General features: G+C 43.4%; 23 protein-coding genes. 21 read left to right on the top strand and 2 right to left on the bottom strand.

The features are described 5' to 3' along the window. Window positions 1-13: 13 nt before the first annotated feature. On the bottom strand, window positions 14-1180 hold the full coding sequence (locus M1J35_RS00290; protein WP_254652399.1) for a 3-phenylpropionate MFS transporter: 1167 nt from the start codon (window positions 1178-1180) through the stop codon (window positions 14-16). Between the two features lie 188 nt (window positions 1181-1368). On the opposite strand from M1J35_RS00290, the gene M1J35_RS00285 reads away from it, so the two are divergent. The 15 genes from M1J35_RS00285 (at window position 1369) to M1J35_RS00220 (ending at window position 13165) form a co-directional block, all read left to right on the top strand. Next, window positions 1369-1893, top strand: coding sequence for a DUF6241 domain-containing protein (locus M1J35_RS00285; RefSeq protein ID WP_254652398.1), 525 nt, complete (start codon window positions 1369-1371; stop codon window positions 1891-1893). A 75-nt stretch (window positions 1894-1968) separates the two neighbouring features. Then, window positions 1969-2094, top strand: coding sequence for a hypothetical protein (locus tag M1J35_RS22635; RefSeq protein WP_256503928.1), 126 nt, complete (start codon window positions 1969-1971; stop codon window positions 2092-2094). Between the two features lie 179 nt (window positions 2095-2273). Further along, window positions 2274-3176 (top strand): DMT family transporter, encoded by a 903-nt coding sequence (locus M1J35_RS00280; RefSeq protein WP_254652397.1) that lies wholly within the window; start codon window positions 2274-2276, stop codon window positions 3174-3176. A gap of 213 nt (window positions 3177-3389) precedes the next feature. Then, the gene (locus M1J35_RS00275; protein WP_254652396.1) at window positions 3390-4241 is read left to right on the top strand and encodes a DegV family protein; all 852 of its coding nucleotides are present in this window, start codon (window positions 3390-3392) and stop codon (window positions 4239-4241) included. 207 nt (window positions 4242-4448) lie between these two features. Beyond that, the gene (locus M1J35_RS00270) at window positions 4449-5933 is read left to right on the top strand and encodes an ATP-dependent helicase ComFA (protein WP_254652395.1); all 1485 of its coding nucleotides are present in this window, start codon (window positions 4449-4451) and stop codon (window positions 5931-5933) included. A 97-nt stretch (window positions 5934-6030) separates the two neighbouring features. Further along, the gene (locus M1J35_RS00265) at window positions 6031-6624 is read left to right on the top strand and encodes a ComF family protein (protein WP_254652394.1); all 594 of its coding nucleotides are present in this window, start codon (window positions 6031-6033) and stop codon (window positions 6622-6624) included. Between the two features lie 60 nt (window positions 6625-6684). Continuing rightward, window positions 6685-7101, top strand: coding sequence for a TIGR03826 family flagellar region protein (locus M1J35_RS00260; RefSeq protein ID WP_254652393.1), 417 nt, complete (start codon window positions 6685-6687; stop codon window positions 7099-7101). Between the two features lie 110 nt (window positions 7102-7211). Beyond that, window positions 7212-7481: a flagellar biosynthesis anti-sigma factor FlgM gene (flgM, locus tag M1J35_RS00255; protein ID WP_371928701.1), complete on the top strand. Its 270-nt coding sequence runs from the start codon at window positions 7212-7214 to the stop codon at window positions 7479-7481. A gap of 17 nt (window positions 7482-7498) precedes the next feature. Beyond that, on the top strand, window positions 7499-7993 hold the full coding sequence (locus M1J35_RS00250; RefSeq protein WP_254652392.1) for a flagellar protein FlgN: 495 nt from the start codon (window positions 7499-7501) through the stop codon (window positions 7991-7993). Window positions 7994-8022: 29 nt separating this feature from the next. Further along, on the top strand, window positions 8023-9600 hold the full coding sequence (gene flgK, locus M1J35_RS00245) for a flagellar hook-associated protein FlgK (protein ID WP_254652391.1): 1578 nt from the start codon (window positions 8023-8025) through the stop codon (window positions 9598-9600). 14 nt (window positions 9601-9614) lie between these two features. Next, entirely contained in the window at window positions 9615-10520 is a 906-nt protein-coding gene (flgL, locus tag M1J35_RS00240; protein ID WP_254652390.1) for a flagellar hook-associated protein FlgL, read from the top strand. Window positions 10521-10593: 73 nt separating this feature from the next. Then, window positions 10594-11184, top strand: coding sequence for a DUF6470 family protein (locus M1J35_RS00235; RefSeq protein WP_254652389.1), 591 nt, complete (start codon window positions 10594-10596; stop codon window positions 11182-11184). Between the two features lie 18 nt (window positions 11185-11202). After that, a complete protein-coding gene (fliW, locus tag M1J35_RS00230) occupies window positions 11203-11646 on the top strand; it encodes a flagellar assembly protein FliW (RefSeq protein ID WP_254652388.1) in 444 nt (147 codons plus the stop codon). A 4-nt stretch (window positions 11647-11650) separates the two neighbouring features. Further along, window positions 11651-11872 (top strand): carbon storage regulator CsrA, encoded by a 222-nt coding sequence (gene csrA, locus M1J35_RS00225; RefSeq protein WP_254652387.1) that lies wholly within the window; start codon window positions 11651-11653, stop codon window positions 11870-11872. Between the two features lie 153 nt (window positions 11873-12025). Next, window positions 12026-13165 carry a flagellin N-terminal helical domain-containing protein gene (locus M1J35_RS00220; RefSeq protein ID WP_254652386.1) on the top strand — a complete coding sequence of 380 codons (1140 nt, stop codon included), beginning with the start codon at window positions 12026-12028 and terminating at the stop codon, window positions 13163-13165. A 435-nt stretch (window positions 13166-13600) separates the two neighbouring features. Here M1J35_RS00220 and M1J35_RS00215 read toward each other — a convergent pair whose 3' ends face one another. Next, window positions 13601-14455: a DNA endonuclease gene (locus tag M1J35_RS00215; protein WP_254652385.1), complete on the bottom strand. Its 855-nt coding sequence runs from the start codon at window positions 14453-14455 to the stop codon at window positions 13601-13603. 145 nt (window positions 14456-14600) lie between these two features. On the opposite strand from M1J35_RS00215, the gene flaG reads away from it, so the two are divergent. The 6 genes from flaG to M1J35_RS00185 all read left to right on the top strand — a co-directional run bounded on the left by flaG (window position 14601) and on the right by M1J35_RS00185 (window position 18089). Continuing rightward, complete coding sequence (gene flaG, locus M1J35_RS00210) at window positions 14601-14960, top strand: flagellar protein FlaG (RefSeq protein WP_254652384.1); 360 nt, start codon at window positions 14601-14603, stop codon at window positions 14958-14960. Between the two features lie 15 nt (window positions 14961-14975). Further along, a complete protein-coding gene (locus tag M1J35_RS00205; RefSeq protein WP_254652383.1) occupies window positions 14976-16508 on the top strand; it encodes a flagellar hook-associated protein 2 in 1533 nt (510 codons plus the stop codon). Window positions 16509-16530: 22 nt separating this feature from the next. Next, complete coding sequence (fliS, locus tag M1J35_RS00200) at window positions 16531-16935, top strand: flagellar export chaperone FliS (protein WP_254652382.1); 405 nt, start codon at window positions 16531-16533, stop codon at window positions 16933-16935. After that, a complete protein-coding gene (locus M1J35_RS00195; protein ID WP_254652381.1) occupies window positions 16935-17282 on the top strand; it encodes a flagellar protein FliT in 348 nt (115 codons plus the stop codon). The genes fliS and M1J35_RS00195 overlap by 1 nt, the downstream gene beginning before the upstream one ends. 8 nt (window positions 17283-17290) lie before the next feature. Continuing rightward, the gene (locus tag M1J35_RS00190) at window positions 17291-17677 is read left to right on the top strand and encodes a DUF8042 domain-containing protein (protein ID WP_254652380.1); all 387 of its coding nucleotides are present in this window, start codon (window positions 17291-17293) and stop codon (window positions 17675-17677) included. 79 nt (window positions 17678-17756) lie between these two features. After that, window positions 17757-18089 (top strand): MmcQ/YjbR family DNA-binding protein, encoded by a 333-nt coding sequence (locus M1J35_RS00185; protein WP_254652379.1) that lies wholly within the window; start codon window positions 17757-17759, stop codon window positions 18087-18089. Window position 18090: the final 1 nt, after the last annotated feature.

The following is an 18090-nucleotide window of genomic DNA, read 5'->3' as shown; positions in this document are numbered from 1 at the left end:
GAACGGCCCAACATTATTTATAACTAAACACACCTTCAACCCCGCGATCATACTTCCAATACATCCAACCACCAAGCACCACGCATGGAGCCACAACAACGGCCATTCCCATAAACGCCGCACCAGGTGAGATATCATACAGGAAGCCACCGATAAACGTCAGCACCGCTGTACTCAATCCCATACCAAGGGACGTATATACACCCTGGGCAGCCGGGATGTCCTTACTCTCCAATTCTTCATAAATCAACCGCATAAATGCATAATGGGTCAATCCGAAGGTTAGTGAGTGGAAAAGTTGGGTAAAGATGAAGACAGGGGTGCTGGGGAATAGGAACAACAAAGTCCAACGCGTCACAGCAGCCCCTGCTGCTATTATGAACATGACGGAAATACTTTTACCTTTTAGCAGCCGGTCTGAAAAAGCAAAGAACAAGATTTCCGACAACACGGCAACGTTCAAGATCACACCGATATAAACGGCGCTCACATCTAATTCCTTCAAATAAAGGACGCCATAATTATAATAAGAGGCATGTGCTCCCTGGATTAAGACAACGATCACCATCGCCCAGACAAACTTACGGGATTTCAGAAGTCTCCTGTAAGAAAGCTTCTCCTGACCACGTGTTCCGCTCATGGACTGTGGCAATTTCGCGAGGGAAGAAAGCAAGATCACGACAATCCCGCCAAACAGAAGATAAATCACGGCCCCCTCTGTAAAAATCGATGTCAAAAATCCAACCGCAAGCAATGCAGTCGTATACCCGATTGATCCCCAGGAACGGCTCCGGCCATAATCAATCCCATCTTCCTTCATCATCACAGCCGCCATGCTCTCTACCATCGGAAGCAGCATCGGATACACAAGGCTGAATAACACCATACACCCGAGCACCATCCCAAATGAATCCATCGGCAGGAACAACAGCAACGCTACCCCTGAAACCAATACAATCCATCTTGATAACCGTCCCAATGAAACCGTCTGGCTCAACTTCGGAAATACGAAGAAGCTCGAAAACGAACGGGCAATCATCCCGACGGCAATCACAGTACTTGCAGCCGAAATGGAGAAATCCTTACTCTCCACTAACCACGCTGTCCAGTAAGGTATGAAAATCCCCCAGGTGAAAAATATCGCAAAGAACTGAAGTGACAACCACGACTGATTCTTCAAATCTATCAGATCTCCCTTTATGTAGAGTTGGAAATGAATTTACAAACATTGAGTATTATATAGCAGTCATGCATGATATACAACCACAGTAAAGACTATGTCTTTCGAAATATATCTATCTAAGCAGGACAATTCTCATACCAACTAGAAGAAGTAACAACATAATAGAATGGAACAGGGGGCTTTCCGTGAAAAAGAAACATGTCGGGATCATATTATTCAGTGTATTGCTTTTAACGGGTATCGGAGTATATATTGCACTCGGAACGTTAGAAACCAATCCTTTTACAAAGATAGAGGGGAGCAATGTTTCGACTGAAGGTGTAGAAACAAATTTAACCGGAAATGTAAGCAAGGATGAAAATCCGTTTGGTGAAAAAGTAAAAACACCACTGAGTGAAAAGCTCATCCTGCAGTATATTCATGCGATGAGTCATCAGAAAGTGAAAGCAGAAGAGAAGTGGTCCTTTTTTGAGATTTCGGACGAACGAATCGACTACTTATTAGCCCAATTAGAGGTGAACAAATACAATCATGAATCAACCTACAACGAAATCCTATCCAGATGGAAAGATGGGAACTTTTCAGAAGCTGTCAGTGACCACAATGCCATCTGGAGGATTCAGGACGGTAATGTCGGAATTGCAACAGACTTACTCTCATCCAAAGAAGAAAAGGCCTATCTGGAAAGTAGAAAAAAAGAATCCAGATAATTTTAAGAAATTTGGTTTTAAACACATAAAATGGGGAAAAGTCTACTACATTTTACAAAAAGGAGGGTAAGCACCATGTCCATGATTTATTCAAAAGCGCGTGAATTGTTTGAAAGAGATGCCAAGGAAAATAATGAACTGGAAGCTGCAAGAGTAAGAAAGTATCGGAGATTGAAGCCTGTCCCAAGCGCAAAAAAATAAATAATATGAAATTGAAATAATATATTTAAACCAGACTATGGGACAAAGTAGGCTGGTTTTTTTGTGTTGAGAAAACATTTCCTTTTGTCGGGGTTTACGTTAGAATAACGGAATATGCTATAACATCTATTCATCTACTAAAATATACATTTTGGGAACAAAAGAGAGGAGGGAACCAAGTGGCACGACTTTACACCGCTCTAATCGGGTTAAGCCTGATCTGGGGTATGTCTTTCGTCTTCATCAAATGGCTTGTGGAACCGGCAGGGGTGTGGGGGACGGTGTTCTTACGGTGCCTGGCAGGGGCACTCGTTCTTCTTCCGATCTTTTTCATACAGAGGAAAAGAGAAGGGAAGAAACCACTTCCTTTATGGAAACTCCTGGTTGTGGGGATTGGCAATGCGGCCCTTCCGTGGACCCTGATCGCCTTAAGTGAAACGCAGATCAACAGCAATACCGCTTCGATCCTGAATGCGACCACGCCGATTTGGACGGGGCTGGTTGGGTTTTTATTCTTCTCTGTTGTGTTGACGGGATTTCAATGGATCGGGATCCTGGTCGGTTTCATCGGTATCCTCGTGCTGATGAACTTTGAAGTGAGCGGCATCTTCTCGTCTGATTTTGTCGGGGTGGGAACGATGATTTTGGCCACGATGAGCTATGCGTTTGCTTCCCAGTTTACGAAAAAATACCTGGCCGGAACCAGTGTAGTCGTCATCTCCACGTTTCAGCTGTTGATCGGGGCAGCGTTCGGGTTTGTCGGCATGATGATGACGGATCCCATCGCTGTCGGTGATTTAGCGTCAGGAGAGGTCATCCTCGGCATTTTAGGACTGGGCTGCCTCGGATCTGGTGTGGCGACGCTTCTGTATTTCTATATCATGACCAATGGAAGCCCCGAATTTGCCTCGACTGTGACGTACCTGATTCCGGGTACGGCGATGATCTGGGGATTCGTGCTTCTAAGGGAACCCGTGACCCACAATCTCATCTTAGGATTGCTGATCATATTCGCCGGGGTATTCCTATCGTCCAGAAAATCAAAGAAAATCATCACATCCCTCTCGGCAGGGACGAGGTAAGACCTTTAAACAAACGTTTGATTAGTATGTTGAATCCCTTGTCCCATAAGGGGTGAGAGTACTAGTCAAACGTTTGTTTAGTTTCCGGGCATCGAAACTCCCCGGAAATTAATGCAAACCAACTTATTTTCATATAAAATGAGTAAGATACATAAGGTAGACTAACGCATAGCTCATGCGATTAAAAATAAAACATAAGGATGGTAATTCTATATGAAAACGGCAATTGTAACGGATAGTACCGCCTACATCCCGAAAGAATTGCGTGATCGACTCAACATACATATGATCCCTCTAAGCGTCATTTTCGGAGGAGAAACCTATCAAGAAGAAGTTGATATTACGGCAAGTGAATTTTACGAAGAAGTCAGCATCCAGGAAAAGCTTCCAACCACTTCACAGCCCCCGGTCGGAAAATTCGTCGAGCTGTTCGAGAAACTTTCCAAAGACTACGATGCCGTCATCTCCATTCACCTATCCAGCGGAATCAGCGGGACCTACCAAGGTGCCGTGCAAGCAGGTGAAATGGTCCAGAGCATTAAAGTATACCCATACGACTCAGAAATCAGCTGCATGATCCAAGGTTTTTATGCCATCGAAGGGGCCAAACTTGCCCGTGAAGGAAAAACGGCAGAAGAAATCGTTGGCTTATTGGATGAAATGAAAGAATCCGTACAGGCCTACTTCATGGTCGATGACCTCGCCCACCTGCAACGCGGCGGCAGGTTATCTCAAGCACAGGCGATCATCGGGAGCCTGCTGCAGGTAAAACCACTGTTGCACTTCGTGGACAAAGTCATTGTACCGTTTGAAAAAATCCGCACGAAAAAGAAAGCGTTGAAGCGGGTGGAAGGCATTCTTGAAGAAGCCGTGAAATCCGGAGAAGCGTATCAGGCATCCATCATTCATGCCAATCGCGAAGAAGAAGCGATCGAGTGGAAGAATGAGCTACAGGAGAAGTATCCGAACGTGGAATTTAATGTGAGCTATTTCGGTCCGGTCATCGGGACTCATTTAGGTGAGGGTTCGATGGGGATGGGCTGGGCTCGGAAGATGAGTAGGTAGATTTCTGATTTGTACCAGGTACAAACTTTGATTAATGTACCAGGTGCAAACAAAGCTTAATGTACCAGGTACACACTACACGCCCACACTCTCTAACGGTGCCAGGCACGAAACGATCGTTTCGTGCCTGGCACCGTTTTTTTAGGAGGCAGGATTTTTAACCTCCAATGTAGAAAACAATACTATCCAACATAAGGAGTGATGTATTTGCGTTTTGCTTTAATAGATCACAGGTTAATCCCTGAGCCCCTCGTAAAAGAACCTCACTACAATCTCCAAAAAATCTCAGAATTCGCCACCATTCCTCCTCAATCAATTAATCCATCCTTTCGATTTTCATCAGAGCTACAATCTTTTCTAAGTGGAAGATCTTTATTAGCAGACGAGATCCCATTTTCAATCCATACCCTACACGAGCACTATTTGAATGGATATGTTTCCTATGAAAAGGGTGTGGACGAAGGTCGATGTCTTCGTTGTGGAAATAAGAAACCTCATCTATTTGCCAGTTTCCATTGTTCCAGATGCCATACCGAATGCACCTATTGCCGGAACTGCATCATGATGGGAAGGGTGTCTGAATGCGCACCGCTCATAAGGTGGAATGGTCCTGGGCCTCAGGCTTCATCAGTAACGTTCGACTGGTCCGGTACCCTTTCAGAAGCGCAAAAGGGAGCCTCGGAACAAATGATATCTGCCATTCATACAAATACCAGTCTCCTCGTCTGGGCCGTATGTGGAGCCGGCAAGACCGAGGTGCTTTTTGAAGGCATATACGAAGCCCTTCAGCAAAACAAGCGAGTCTGCATTGCCGCACCCCGTACCGATGTCATCCTGGAACTGTCTCCCCGCCTCCAAAAAGTCTTTCCTCAAACGGGGGTCACCACCCTGTACGGGGGTTCCGAGGAACGGCACAGCTATGGTCAACTTGTTCTCTCTACCACCCATCAACTCTACAGGTACAAAGAAGCCTTCGATGTCATGATCATAGACGAGGTCGACGCGTTCCCCTATTCCTACGATTCCTCCCTGCAATGGGCAGTAGAAAAAGCCAGGAAGCCCCAATCGTCCATCATTTACCTGACAGCAACCCCGGATCAGAAAACGCAACAGGAATGTACCCGGGGAAAAAGATACTTTATCCAAATCCCGGCCCGTTTTCACCGGCATCCGATTCCCCTTCCCAAGTTTGTCTGGTGCGGACTCTGGAAGAAATCCTTGAAGAAAAATCGAATTCCCCCTGCACTGAAAAAATGGACCTCATTAAGACTCAAACAATCCAAACAAGCCCTGATTTTCTTCCCCTCCGTCGACCTTATGGAAATGGCCCTGCCTCTATTTCAAGACATGCATCCCCTCATCGAATCGGTTCATGCCGAAGATCCACAACGAAAAGAAAAAGTCATGAAGATGAGAAAAGAGGAGATTCCGATTTTACTCACGACCACCATTCTAGAACGGGGAGTGACGATCCCGAACATCGATGTGGCAGTCCTTGGAGCAGAAGAAAAGATTTTCACCGAAAGTGCTCTCGTTCAGATCGCCGGCAGGGTGGGGAGGAGCGCTGACTATCCATCGGGGGATATCGTGTATTTTCATTATGGCCGTACAAGGGACATGATCAAGGCCCTGCTTCATATCGACCAAATGAATAAGGAAGCGGGGAAAAGGGGGTTGCTTCATGGTCAATAACTGCTTGAATTGTAGTACCCGAGTCGAAGAGGTGTGGTCGTGGAGAGGGTTATTTTACAGAGAGACTCAATTTCTGTGTCAGGAATGTGAGAAAAGGTTGGAAAAGATAGAAGGAGAGCGATGCAGGGGGTGCTCCCGTTCGCTTGAGGCATTACCTTCCAATCTTGTTAAAGAAGAGCTTTGCCTGGACTGCCATCGGTGGGACCAGGATCCTGAGTGGAAGGGGATTCTCCATAAAAATGATTCGTTTTATCACTATAATGATTTTCTAAAAGAATACTTGGCCAGATTCAAATACCGAGGGGATTATGCATTGGCGAAAGCCTTCGCTCATACGATTAAATCCTATCTTACAAAAATAGAATATGACCATATCATCCCCATCCCCCTCAGTGATGAACGGTTCTATGAAAGAGGATTCAATCAATCTACCGCACTACTGGAAGAATCAGAGGTCCGTCCCTCACATATCCTCACGCGTTTGCATTCTGAGAAACAGTCGAAGAAGACGCGTGCGGAGCGTCTTCGGCAGGTGCAGGTTTTTCGGTTGGGAGAGTGTGATGTGAGGGGCAAGTCGATTCTGCTGTTTGATGATATTTATACGACCGGGACGACATTGAGGCAGGCGGCGAAGTTACTGAAGGAAGCTGGTGCAGATGAGGTTTCTTCACTGACTCTCGCGAGGGGTTAAAGCAATCTCCACTTCTGCCGATATAAAGTGTAAGAGAAGCTTCAACGGGAGGAAACAGATATGTCAGAAATCATCAACTGTCCACGCTGTAACGCCATTTTTATGCAAAATAAATTCCGTGATGTGTGTGACAAGTGTTATAGAGAAGAAGAGAACATGTATGAGACCGTTTACCAATTTTTGAAGAAGCGGGAGAATCGAGCTGCGACGATGGACCGTGTCATTGAAGTGAGCGGGGTGGACGAGGAGCTTCTATATAAATGGGTGAAAAAGGGACGCATCCAGACGAGGCAATTTCCGAATATGGGTTATCCTTGTGATAAATGTGGGAAGATTATTGGGACGGGGCGGATCTGCGATGATTGTTCTTCTGAACTTGCCAGTGATCTGAAAAAGTTCGAAACCGAACAGGAATGGAAGAAAAAATCCCAGGAATCGGGTCAGAGAACGTATTACACTATGAGAGAAAAGAACTAGTATAGAGTAAAATAAATGAGGAAGAACTAACCAGGCTCTATTACTAAACAAATCTTCTATATATCCGATATACTAGGTAGAAACCATGGACGTGATGAAAGCGAGGGAAAATGATGAAGATTAACAATATCGGAAATCAAAACATCAATCCTTATAAGCGTAATCTTAGCAAAATGGACCAGGTCGGGAAAGCGGGCAAGCCGGCATCCGACAAAATTGAAATTTCGTCTGCCGCCAAAGAGATGCAGGAGGTTTCCAAACTCGGCAAAGAGCGCCAAGCTAGAGTGGAAGCTTTGAAAGATCAGGTTCAGACTGGTAACTATACCATCGATCCGAAAGCCATTGCTAAAGGGTTAAAGAATTTTTATAACGGACAATAAAGAGGGAGCGAACAAACATGTCAGCAACCAATCTCATTACAACTCTTGAAAAACTATATAAGCTGCACAAAAGTTTGTTCGATCTTTCAGTGAATAAAACGGACGTCATCAAAAAAGGTGATATGAGTGAACTTGATCATGTATTGAAGGGTGAACAGAAGCACTTGGCCGCCATCAATACGGTGGAAGCAGAGCGGCAGCGGGAATCCAGTCACTATCTTCAAGTAAGGGGAGTGCCTTTTAACGAAGATCCAACGATCTCTCAGTGCATCGAGCACAGTCCACCTCAGGAACAAGAAACGCTCGCCCATTGGCAGCAAAAACTGGTGGGTATCATCGGAGAATTGAAAGGTCAAAACGAGCTGAATCAAAAGCTTGTCTATCAATCTCTTCAATTCGTAAATATGAACCTATCCATGACGCAACCGCAGCCGGAATCATCCACCTATACACGACCGAACGGTGAAAAGAAAGCACCGGCAAGTAGATCCATCTTTGATTCGAAAGCTTAGCACTTACTAATTGAAACGGAGGCAACACCATGCGATCCACTTTTATGGGCCTGGAAACGGCAAAACGAGGCATGTACACCCAGCAGGGCGCCCTTTATACAACCGGCCACAATATCTCCAACGCCAATACTCCTGGATATACCCGTCAACGAGTCAACTTTGAACAAACGACACCTTATCCTTCCCCAGCCATGAACCGTCCACAAATCCCTGGCCAAATCGGAACAGGAGTCGAAGCCGGTTCGATTCAACGCGTGCGTGATTCATTCCTGGACATGCAGTACAGGGGCGAAAACCAAAAGCTAGGCTATTGGGAAACAAAAATGGAAGCGATGAAGAAGATGGAAGAGGTCATGAACGAGCCATCCGATTCTGGATTATCGAAAACGATGGATATGTTCTGGCAGTCCCTTCAGGATTTAGCGGTTAACCCGTCCAATTCAGGTGCCCGCTCTGTTGTCCGTCAACGTGGAATCGCCGTTGCTGAAACTTTTAATTATTTGTCTTCGTCCTTAACAAGTGTGAGGAACGACTTGAAAAATGAATTGTCTGTTAGTGAGAAGCAAATCAATTCCCTTTCCAGACAAATTGATAACATTAATAAACAAATAGCTGATGTTGAGCCTCATGGTTATCTTCCGAATGACTTATACGATGAACGGGATCGCTTAATCGATGAACTTTCACAGCATGTTTCCATCCAAACAAGCTACCAGTCCAATGGGGGAGCGTCGTCACCAATCGCAGAAGGTGCCGTCACGGTCACGTTGGTTGGGAAAGACGGAAACCTTGCCGTCAATCTCGTCGGAAAAAAAGGCGTAAATGAAGTTAAGCTTACCTATGATGGACCGCAAAATACGGTGGACTCCGTCACGATTGGTCAGCAAACACTCGATATCAAAGATTTCCTATCACAAGGCGAAGGAAAACTCAGAGCCCTTGTTGATACTTACGGGTTTAAAAATAAAGACGGTGAAGCAGAAGGCTCCTACATCAGTATGCTCGATGAACTGGACAGCATGGCGTACGAATTCGCCAAAGCATTCAATGACCAGCATCAACAAGGATTCACGCCAGAACAGATGAACGATCCAAACTTTGATCCTGACACCGATGCTCCGGATACACCGAAGTTCTTCCAGGATGCAAAGAATGCTGCAGTAGATCTGGATAGTGTTTCAAAAGAAGGCTTCGCTCAAAGAATGCAGGTGGCCGATGAAATGAGCAACCTTGATAACATCGCGACAGCAGGGGCAGGTAATCCGACCCTCGGAGACGCATCAAACGTTCTGAAACTTGCCGACATCATCACTACGACTAAACTGCCTTACGGTGAAAAAGAAGCCTCATTCCAAGGGCACTTTGAATCCGTGATCGGGAAGATGGCCGTAGAATCACAAGAATCCGTTCGACTTGCCAGCAACTCGGGAGTGCTCAGAGGAGCAGTGGATGAACGCCGCATGTCCGTTAGCGGTGTGTCCCTTGACGAAGAAATGACCGACATGATCAAATTCCAGCATGCCTACAACGCCTCTGCCAGAATGATCACACTGCAGGACGAAATGCTCGACAAAATCATCAACGGCATGGGGACCGTTGGAAGATAGGTAGGTGAAATAATATGCGCGTAACACAAAGTATGCTGACAGCCAACTCGATGAGAAACCTTAGTTCTTCTTATGGAAGAATGGGGCAGCTGCAGGATCAGCTGGCGACAGGGAAGAAGATTACAAAGCCTTCAGATGACCCGGTTGTAGCGATGAAAGGGATGTTTTATCGTTCAAACCTGACTGGGATTGAGCAGTATAAGCGGAATCTTTCGGAGCTTTATTTATGGATGGAGAACTCAGAGTCTGGAATTGAACAGGCGAATCAGGGGTTGCAGCGTGTGCGGGAATTGACGCTTCAAGGGAAAAATGGAACGTTGAGTCCTGAAGACCGGAAAGCCGTTGCTACTGAAATCGAACAGATCAAAAATGACTTGGTTAGTGTTGCTGAAACGAAAGTAGCTGGAAGATATATTTTTCATGGGACTGATGTAGGGAATTCTCCGATTAAGGATGGAAATCCTGCTGACGGGAGTGCTCCTCAGGTCGCTGACAATTTAGGCAGCAGTGCCATCGATGCTTACCCGGTTGAAGTTTCTCAGGGTGTGTCTTTAAAAGCCAATGTGAATCCGAATAATGTATTTAATCAGAAGCTGTTTGATACAGTGCACAACATTCAAAAGGCATTGGAATCTGGAGATGATTCTTCTCTCGATACAGAGCTCGAGAATCTGGACAGCGTCATGAACACATTATCAGCAGAACGTTCTGAACTTGGTGCAAGGTACAATCGACTTGAAATGGTAGACGACCGCCTGGGTCAACAGGAAGTAACAGCGAATCGAATTCTATCTGATAACGAGGATGCTGATATCGAACGTGTTATTACGGATTTGAAAACTCAGGAAAGTGTCCATCGGGCTGCACTCAGCGTTGGTGCCAGAATCATTCAACCGACATTGATGGATTTTCTACGATAAAAGCAGGGGGACTGACCCTTTAAGGTGTTTTGTCACCTTAGGTCAGTCCCTTTTTATATGGAGGTGAGTATGTGTGAACGTCCCACAAATAAGATTGCAGTCCACGTCAGCAGCCATTAGCATCCGAACGACTCCAGGACGCATGGACATTGAACAGCCACCGGCAGAATTAGACATCCAGCAGCCTCAGGCAAAAATGGAGATTGAGCGTACACCTTCCAAGCTGACCATTGACCAAACCGAGGCACGTGCCGATATGGATTTGAAGTCGGTGCGCCGCAGGATTGAAGAATATTCCCAGCAGGGATATGAAGACTGGCTGGCGGGACTTGCCCGTGTCGCACAGGACGGGGATGAACTGATGATGATCGAGAATGGTGGAGGGGCTATTCCCGCCCAGGCTAAACGGAACGGTGAGGCTCCGATGTATGAGTTTAATATTGGTTGGATTCCCTCAACAGGCAGCGTAAAGATCAGCTACGATCCTGGTAGTGTGAAGGTGAACGTTGAACCACAAAAAGTGATAAATAACTCTCGTCCTCAGATGCCAAACATACATTATACACCTGCACAAGTAGATGTCAGTTTGAAACGATATGCCAATTTACAAATTGATTTTGCTAATTTGAAGCATGTGGGTATTAAATATGAGCAAGAAATCTAGAATGAAGGATTGTGACTTATGAAAATCAATACGAAATATCATGGAGATATAGATGTGAAGTCAGAAGATGTCTTAACATTTGAACACGGAATCCCCGGGTTCGGGGACGAGAAGCAGTTTGTATTGTTGCCACTTCCGGAGAATGAGTGGTTTCATATAATGCAATCTGTAGAGACTTCTCAGCTTGGGTTTGTGGTGACAGATCCGTTTGTGTTTTTTAAGGAGTATGACTTTGAGTTAGATCAGGCTAGTGTGGAGTCGCTAGGGAATCCTTCTGAAAAAGAAGTGCAGGTGCTTTCGATTCTGACTGTTAGAGAGACACTTAAGGAATCCACTGCCAATCTACAGGCCCCTATTATAATCAATCTAGCAAATAGAAGAGGAAAACAAGTCATACTAAATAATAGTGATTATCAAACCAAGCACCTGGTCTTTGCTCAGCCTGCAGGAAAGAAGGGGTGAGGGGATGTTAGTACTGACAAGAAAAACGGGAGAAAGCATACAAATTGGGGATGACATTGAGCTAACGGTCATATCGGTAAAAGGAGATCAAGTAAAACTCGGGATCAACGCCCCAAAGAGTGTGGACATCCATCGAAAAGAAGTCTACCTTTCTATCCAAGAAGAAAACACCGAAGCTTCGAAAGGTATCGACAATCTGTTTAACCTTTTGCCAAAAAATGATTAATTATTTTTAGGAAACTATTAAATACCAGTCGAAACGACCGATAATAGAATTGTAAGCAATGAGGAGAAGGGCGGCCGACCTTTGTGACTTGTTGCAAACTAAAAAATATAGTTCACAAGGATGTGGACTTAATTTCAAGGAGGAAATTTTGGTATGAGAATTAATCATAATATTGCGGCTTTGAATACTTATCGTCAGTTAAGTACTGCATCTAGTGCACAATCAAAATCTATGGAAAAGTTATCTTCAGGTCTTCGTATTAATAAAGCAGGAGATGATGCAGCTGGTTTAGCAATCTCTGAAAAAATGCGTGGACAAATTCGTGGGTTAGAAATGTCATCTAAAAACTCTCAAGATGGTATTTCATTACTTCAAACTGCAGAAGGAGCATTAAATGAAACGCATTCTATTCTACAACGTATGCGTGAATTAACTGTTCAAGCTCATAATGGTACAAATACCGGAGAAGATACTAGTAAAATACAAGAAGAGATTAACCAACTAGTAAGCGAAATCGATGGTATAGGGGATAGAACACAATTTAATAAGCAGAATTTGATTGATGGAACTCTTGGAGCTAAAACTGCTAACGTTGGAACTGGTCTTGCAGATGGAACTGGGAAATTTAAAATTGCGGATGTAACAGGAGCTGCAGTTGGAGCGGATTATAAAGTCACAACTGCTGCAACCGGAACTGATATTAAAATTGAAAGTGCAGATGGTAAACTTTCACAAACTGTAAAAGTTGCTGATATTACAGGTGTTAATGTTGGAGATAAATTTCACTTTGATAAACTTGGTATTACTTTGGAAGCTCAAGCAACAGATGTATCTTCTGTAGACGGTACTGGCGCTGCTGGACAATTTGATGTTGCTACTAGTGGAATAAAATTTCAAATTGGTGCAAATGGTGACCAAACATTAGCTATCTCTATTAACGATATGAGAGCTGACCAGCTTGGTTCTGGAACTATTAAAATGGATGATATTGATGTAACAGATTTTGCTACAAGTAGTTTTGATGACCAACTAGCAGCAATCGATGATGCAATTTCAAGTGTATCTTCAGAACGGTCAAAATTGGGTGCATGGCAAAATCGTTTAGAGCATACGATTGCAAACTTAGATACATCAGGTGAAAACCTAACAGCTGCGGAATCCCGAATCCGTGATGTTGATATGGCGAAAGAAATGATGAACCAAACGAAGAATTCTATTCTTTCTCAAGCAGCACAAGCAATGTTGGCTCAATCCAATCAAATGCCTCAAGGAGTATTACAACTTCTGAGATAATAGATTCGAGGGCGTCCAGTTTGGTAACGAGCTGGAGTATAACTGGGTGAATTGCTGGAACTTCCTAAAGCTCTATCAACCACAACGTAACTGGAAACGGTAGGCGAAACGGTTTGAAAATGATAGAGATGAAACAATGGATAATCAGCATCCAAGCTCCTGTGAGGAAACTCTGGAGAAGGTTCAACGACTAGAGAATACGGTCTAAGGCAACTGCTATGACGATGAATCTCGTAGGGCAGTAAACACTGTTCGAAGTGCCCAGCCCCTTACATAAAAGGGTGAAGATATAGTCTATTCTATGATCGAAAGACATAGTCGCAAAGCAAGCGAATCAACAACCACAAGGAGTTTTACAACTTCTTCGTTAATATTAAACTGTTTACGAGAGACTCTAGGCTTCCTAGGGTCTCTTTTTATCCTTGTCGTCAATTATTACAATATGCCAACATTCCTTAATTCGCGCAATTTATACACTACAGACCAATAGCTTCTAGCTAAAGTATTCGCAATCTCTTGATCTTTAAAACCCTTCTTCTTGAGGGATATCATCTCATCTATCTCTTTATCAGAGTAATTTTTATTTCTGCTCGAGGAAGAAGCAATAATTTGATAATTTGGGTATTGAACTAAATATTTTTGCTCTTCTTTTTTGAGCCTCCATCCCCAATTAGACTTATAGTACATACTTTCGCAGGTCAAAGTTATGGGAGAAAGTAAATTTAAGAAATTGTATGTTAGGTCTGTTGATGTTCCTCTCAAAATATAACCGTGGCCATCTCTTCTCTTATTCAGTTTAAAGTCAATTTGAAATGAATCTAATATGTGTTGCTGTAACACTTCCAGTTCCTCTTTTGGGTAATTTTGAAGGTATAAGAATATATGAGGTGTTAAGTAAATCTTCTTATTTCTGTGATTAATACTTTTAGAGATTGATAGAGAACCGTCGTCAAGATAAAGTGCTGTCAAGAAATAGGGAGAAGTACAATATTTCAAAAGCTTAATTGGGATTTGCTTAGAGTGATTTGTGTAGAAGTATGGAAATAACTCGGTGAAAAGGGGGTCAGATTTTGAACGCATAGTTTGGCTTTTCTTTGTAAGGTAGAATAACTCTGGAAAGAAGGAAGCTTTCCAGATTCGGTAGTTTTCTTGTTCCACACCATAATGTTCACGATAACTATGGTTTTTACGTCGTGAATTAGGGTATATTTTTGTGATTTCACCATCTCCCATAATGCTACCTACAAGTAAATTCCTTTGTAAAGAAGAAAGATTTAGGAACTTCTCCATCTAATACAACTCCCTTTTGGTGAGAACGTGCGTTCTGCATTTATTTTACTACTTACCCATATGGAAACAAAATAAAGCCTATTCTCCCTAAACTTTCCCCATCAAACTCCGATATAACCCATATAACCCACAGGAGGATCAAAAGATGATTGATAAAGTGACAGGCGGAGTTTCAGGAGTACAATCATTTACTAGATTAGAAAACCAAACAAGTGAAGAAGTGAAACAAATTCAGGCGCAGGAACGACACCATGAAGAAACCACCACGAAAGAACCTGTCACGAAAGAAAAAATAGAAGATGTCGTTCATGGGATGAATGAGTTTATGGCCACTTCGAATACACACCTCAAATTTGAATTTCATGATAAATTGAAAGAATACTATGTGACGATTGTGGATGATCGGACGCAGGAAATAGTGAGAGAGATACCGGCAAAGAAAATGCTTGATATGCATGCCGCGATGACGGAATTTGTTGGTTTACTGGTCGATAAGAAGGTTTAACGGAAGGAGATACATATGGCTGATATGCGAATTGGTGGACTTGCCAGTGGTATGGACACGGATCAGATTATTAAAGACTTAATGAAGGCTGAAAGAATCCCTTTAGATAAATTAGGACAGAAAAAGCAGTACCTAGAATGGCAACGCGACGACTACCGAGATATGAATAAAATGATGTTTGATTTTAGTAATCTTATTTTTGACGGGGTGATGAAGCAGGGGACGTATACGCAGAAGACCGTTTCCATTTCTGATCCCAATGCCCTATCTATTAAAAATATCAATTCTACTTCAGATTTTAATGGAACACTCAAAGTTGAGAGACTGGCTGAAGCGGCAACAATGTTCAGTGCGGGTTCTGTTTTTTCCGGGTATGCTGATTTTGACCCAAGTAAGAAGCTTAGTGAGTATGGCGTGACGGGTACTCAATCAATAACGATTAAAGGTATCACGAAAAATGGTGAACTTGAAAGCGGAGATGGTTTTAAATTATCCTTCGATCCGACCAAGGAATCCTTGAACAGTGTGATAGCTAAAATTAATGCAGAGTCTAATGTCACGATGTTTTATGATTCTTTTACTAAGAAAATATCTGTGACAGCTAAGAATAGCGGAAATGCCGCAAGTACAGAAGAAATTAATTTATCGGGAAGCTTTTTAACCTCTACACTGGGGATGGATACGACAAATGTCATAGCTGCCGATCCTGCTAACAATAGGGGATCAGAGGGTGTGAATGCACAATTTACGTATAACGGCCTTTTAACTGAACGTTCTTCGAATACGTTTCAATTAAATGGATTCGAAGTATCTTTAAAGGAAGCGGATCCTACAAAAACTATTACATTTTCTTCACAACCCGACACGGACAAAATCCTAGAAAAAATCGTCAAGTTCGTCGATGAATACAACAAACTCATCGAAAAAGTAAACGGCGAAGTAAACGAAAAGAAATACCGTGACTTTCAACCGTTGACTGCCGAACAAAAAGAGTCAATGGAAGAAAAGGAAATTGAACTGTGGGAAGAAAAGTCACGAAGTGGTACTCTGAGAAACGATTCCGTTCTGACATCTGGTCTTAACAAAATGAGGACAGATCTATACTCACCAATTTCTGGTGGAACATCGGGAGTTGGTCAGTTAGCTCAAATCGGTATCGAAACGTCTAGTAACTACCTGGACCGTGGAAAGCTGATTATTGACGAAAATAAACTGAAAGAAGCGATTTCTAAAGATCCAAATGCAATCTATGAGATTTTTGCTAAAGATGGTGCGACGTCAAGTGAGCAAGGAATTGCCCGTCGTTTACGTGATACGTTGAAAGATACAATGGACAGCATTGAACAAAAAGCAGGAAAAGCTTCCAGCACCAATAATACATTTACCCTTGGTCGTTTATTAAACAACATGGACAGCCAAATGGACCGTTTCGAGAACCGGCTTATTCAAGTCGAAGACCGCTACTGGCGACAATTCACCGCCATGGAAAAAGCCATCCAGCGTTCCAACGAACAATCCATGTTCCTCATGAACCAATTCGGCGGCTAATCATACCTAAAGGAGTGTCACTATGGCCATCAACAACCCGTATGCAGCATACCAGAACAACTCGGTCAACACCGCATCACCAGGTGAACTCACCCTTATGCTCTATAACGGAAGCCTGAAGTTTATACATATCGCGAAAAAAGCGATTGAAGAAAAGAATATTGAATTGAAAAATACTAATATCCAAAAGACCCAAGCCATTGTGAATGAGCTGATGGTCACATTGAACACGGATCTTGAAGTTTCTCAAAACCTTATGTCACTATACGACTACATCAATCGCCGCTTAACAGAAGCCAACATCAAGAATGACAAGGCGATTTTAGATGAAGTAGAGGGTCTTATCACTGACTTCCGCGATACGTGGAAAGAAGTCATTCAATTGAACCGCCAGAAGCAGCATGCCGGTCAAGGTGGACAGGCGTAATGAGCTCGGTCCTTCTATGCTATACCATCACGAAGCAATTGAAAGAAGCGTTGGAACAGGTAAATGATGAAAACAGGGAAGCTACGATTGAGGAAGTGGAATCTCTTTTAGAAAAAAGGCAGAGCGTACTTGGCACCATTAAGCCTCCGTTTAATTTGGAGGAACAGGAGCTTGGCAAGCAAATGATCGCTTGGAACGGGCAGATTGATCGGCAACTTGCTCAATTGCGTCTTCAAATCAAGCGGGACATGAACGGCTTGACCAGGAAAAAAACATCGGTTCAAAAATACTCAAATCCATACGAATCCTTACAATACGATGGGATGTTCTACGATAAAAAGAAATAGGTGATTCTTTGACAACGAAACTAGACGAAAAACAGTACGAATTGGTCAGCCAATACGTCGGGATGCTCGACACAATCGAAGAAGCACTGAACTATGTGGAAGCAAGCTTCACGGATTTAAGTAAAACAGAAGGGGACCAGGTCCTATCCGATGTCTTCATGGCCATTGGTCAGATTTCAGAAAGCAATCCCTTGTTAAAAGAACTATTTGATGAGGAACGCATTCAGAAAGCTTTAACTGGATTTGATACGGTGACGGATCAGGCTTGGAAACTGGATGGACAGCTAGACAACAATGAGGTAAAGCAAAGTGTTGTAAAAGAAAATCTCTCCCCATCCTTTTCTACCTGGAAAGCGTCGATTGATATAGAACTAAAACCCTTTCTAACACACTAAGTCTCGAATCTCCGAGGCTTTTTTCTTTTTCCAAAAACTCTCATGCTATAATAATAGAAAAATGCTGGAGGACGCCGGTATGAAAACTAGTGAAATAGAAGAGATTAGAAGACTATGCCTTCTCTATCCCGAAGTTCATGAACACATAGATGGGTTCAGACACATATCTTTCCGTGTGGAGGACAAGCCATTCGTTATTATCGGGGAGACCTTATCGATTAAAACACTCCCTGCCACTCAGGAAATCCTCCTTGAACAGCCAGGCTACACCAAGGCGCCTTACATAGGGAGACATGGCTGGGTGCTGGTTGAGGTAGAGGAAGCGGGCTGGCAAGCCATTGAAGGATTGATTCGTGAGGGTTATTTGATTGCTGCACCCAAGAGACTGACTAATCAAGTTCAGAATGGATGAA

This window comes from Rossellomorea sp. KS-H15a (assembly GCF_024195245.1).
GTDB classification, from domain to species: Bacteria; Bacillota; Bacilli; order Bacillales; family Bacillaceae_B; genus Rossellomorea; species Rossellomorea vietnamensis.
The sequence above is the reverse complement of the archived record's forward strand: the minus strand, read 5'-3'. Positions and strand labels throughout refer to the sequence as shown.

Bases quoted from the DNA above. Each gene is read 5' to 3' on its own strand.
- fliW (WP_254652388.1), top strand. From the start codon at position 11,203: ATGAAAATCAATACGAAATATCATGGAGATATAGATGTGAAGTCAGAA.
- M1J35_RS00220 (WP_254652386.1), top strand. From the start codon at position 12,026: ATGAGAATTAATCATAATATTGCGGCTTTGAATACTTATCGTCAGTTA.
- flgK (WP_254652391.1), top strand. From the start codon at position 8,023: ATGCGATCCACTTTTATGGGCCTGGAAACGGCAAAACGAGGCATGTAC.
- M1J35_RS00195 (WP_254652381.1), top strand. From the start codon at position 16,935: ATGAGCTCGGTCCTTCTATGCTATACCATCACGAAGCAATTGAAAGAA.
- flgL (WP_254652390.1), top strand. From the start codon at position 9,615: ATGCGCGTAACACAAAGTATGCTGACAGCCAACTCGATGAGAAACCTT.
- flgM (WP_371928701.1), top strand. From the start codon at position 7,212: ATGATGAAGATTAACAATATCGGAAATCAAAACATCAATCCTTATAAG.
- M1J35_RS00250 (WP_254652392.1), top strand. From the start codon at position 7,499: ATGTCAGCAACCAATCTCATTACAACTCTTGAAAAACTATATAAGCTG.
- M1J35_RS22635 (WP_256503928.1), top strand. From the start codon at position 1,969: ATGTCCATGATTTATTCAAAAGCGCGTGAATTGTTTGAAAGAGATGCC.
- fliS (WP_254652382.1), top strand. From the start codon at position 16,531: ATGGCCATCAACAACCCGTATGCAGCATACCAGAACAACTCGGTCAAC.
- M1J35_RS00205 (WP_254652383.1), top strand. From the start codon at position 14,976: ATGGCTGATATGCGAATTGGTGGACTTGCCAGTGGTATGGACACGGAT.
- M1J35_RS00275 (WP_254652396.1), top strand. From the start codon at position 3,390: ATGAAAACGGCAATTGTAACGGATAGTACCGCCTACATCCCGAAAGAA.
- csrA (WP_254652387.1), top strand. From the start codon at position 11,651: ATGTTAGTACTGACAAGAAAAACGGGAGAAAGCATACAAATTGGGGAT.
- flaG (WP_254652384.1), top strand. From the start codon at position 14,601: ATGATTGATAAAGTGACAGGCGGAGTTTCAGGAGTACAATCATTTACT.
- M1J35_RS00185 (WP_254652379.1), top strand. From the start codon at position 17,757: ATGAAAACTAGTGAAATAGAAGAGATTAGAAGACTATGCCTTCTCTAT.
- M1J35_RS00260 (WP_254652393.1), top strand. From the start codon at position 6,685: ATGTCAGAAATCATCAACTGTCCACGCTGTAACGCCATTTTTATGCAA.
- M1J35_RS00215 (WP_254652385.1), bottom strand. From the start codon at position 14,455: ATGGAGAAGTTCCTAAATCTTTCTTCTTTACAAAGGAATTTACTTGTA.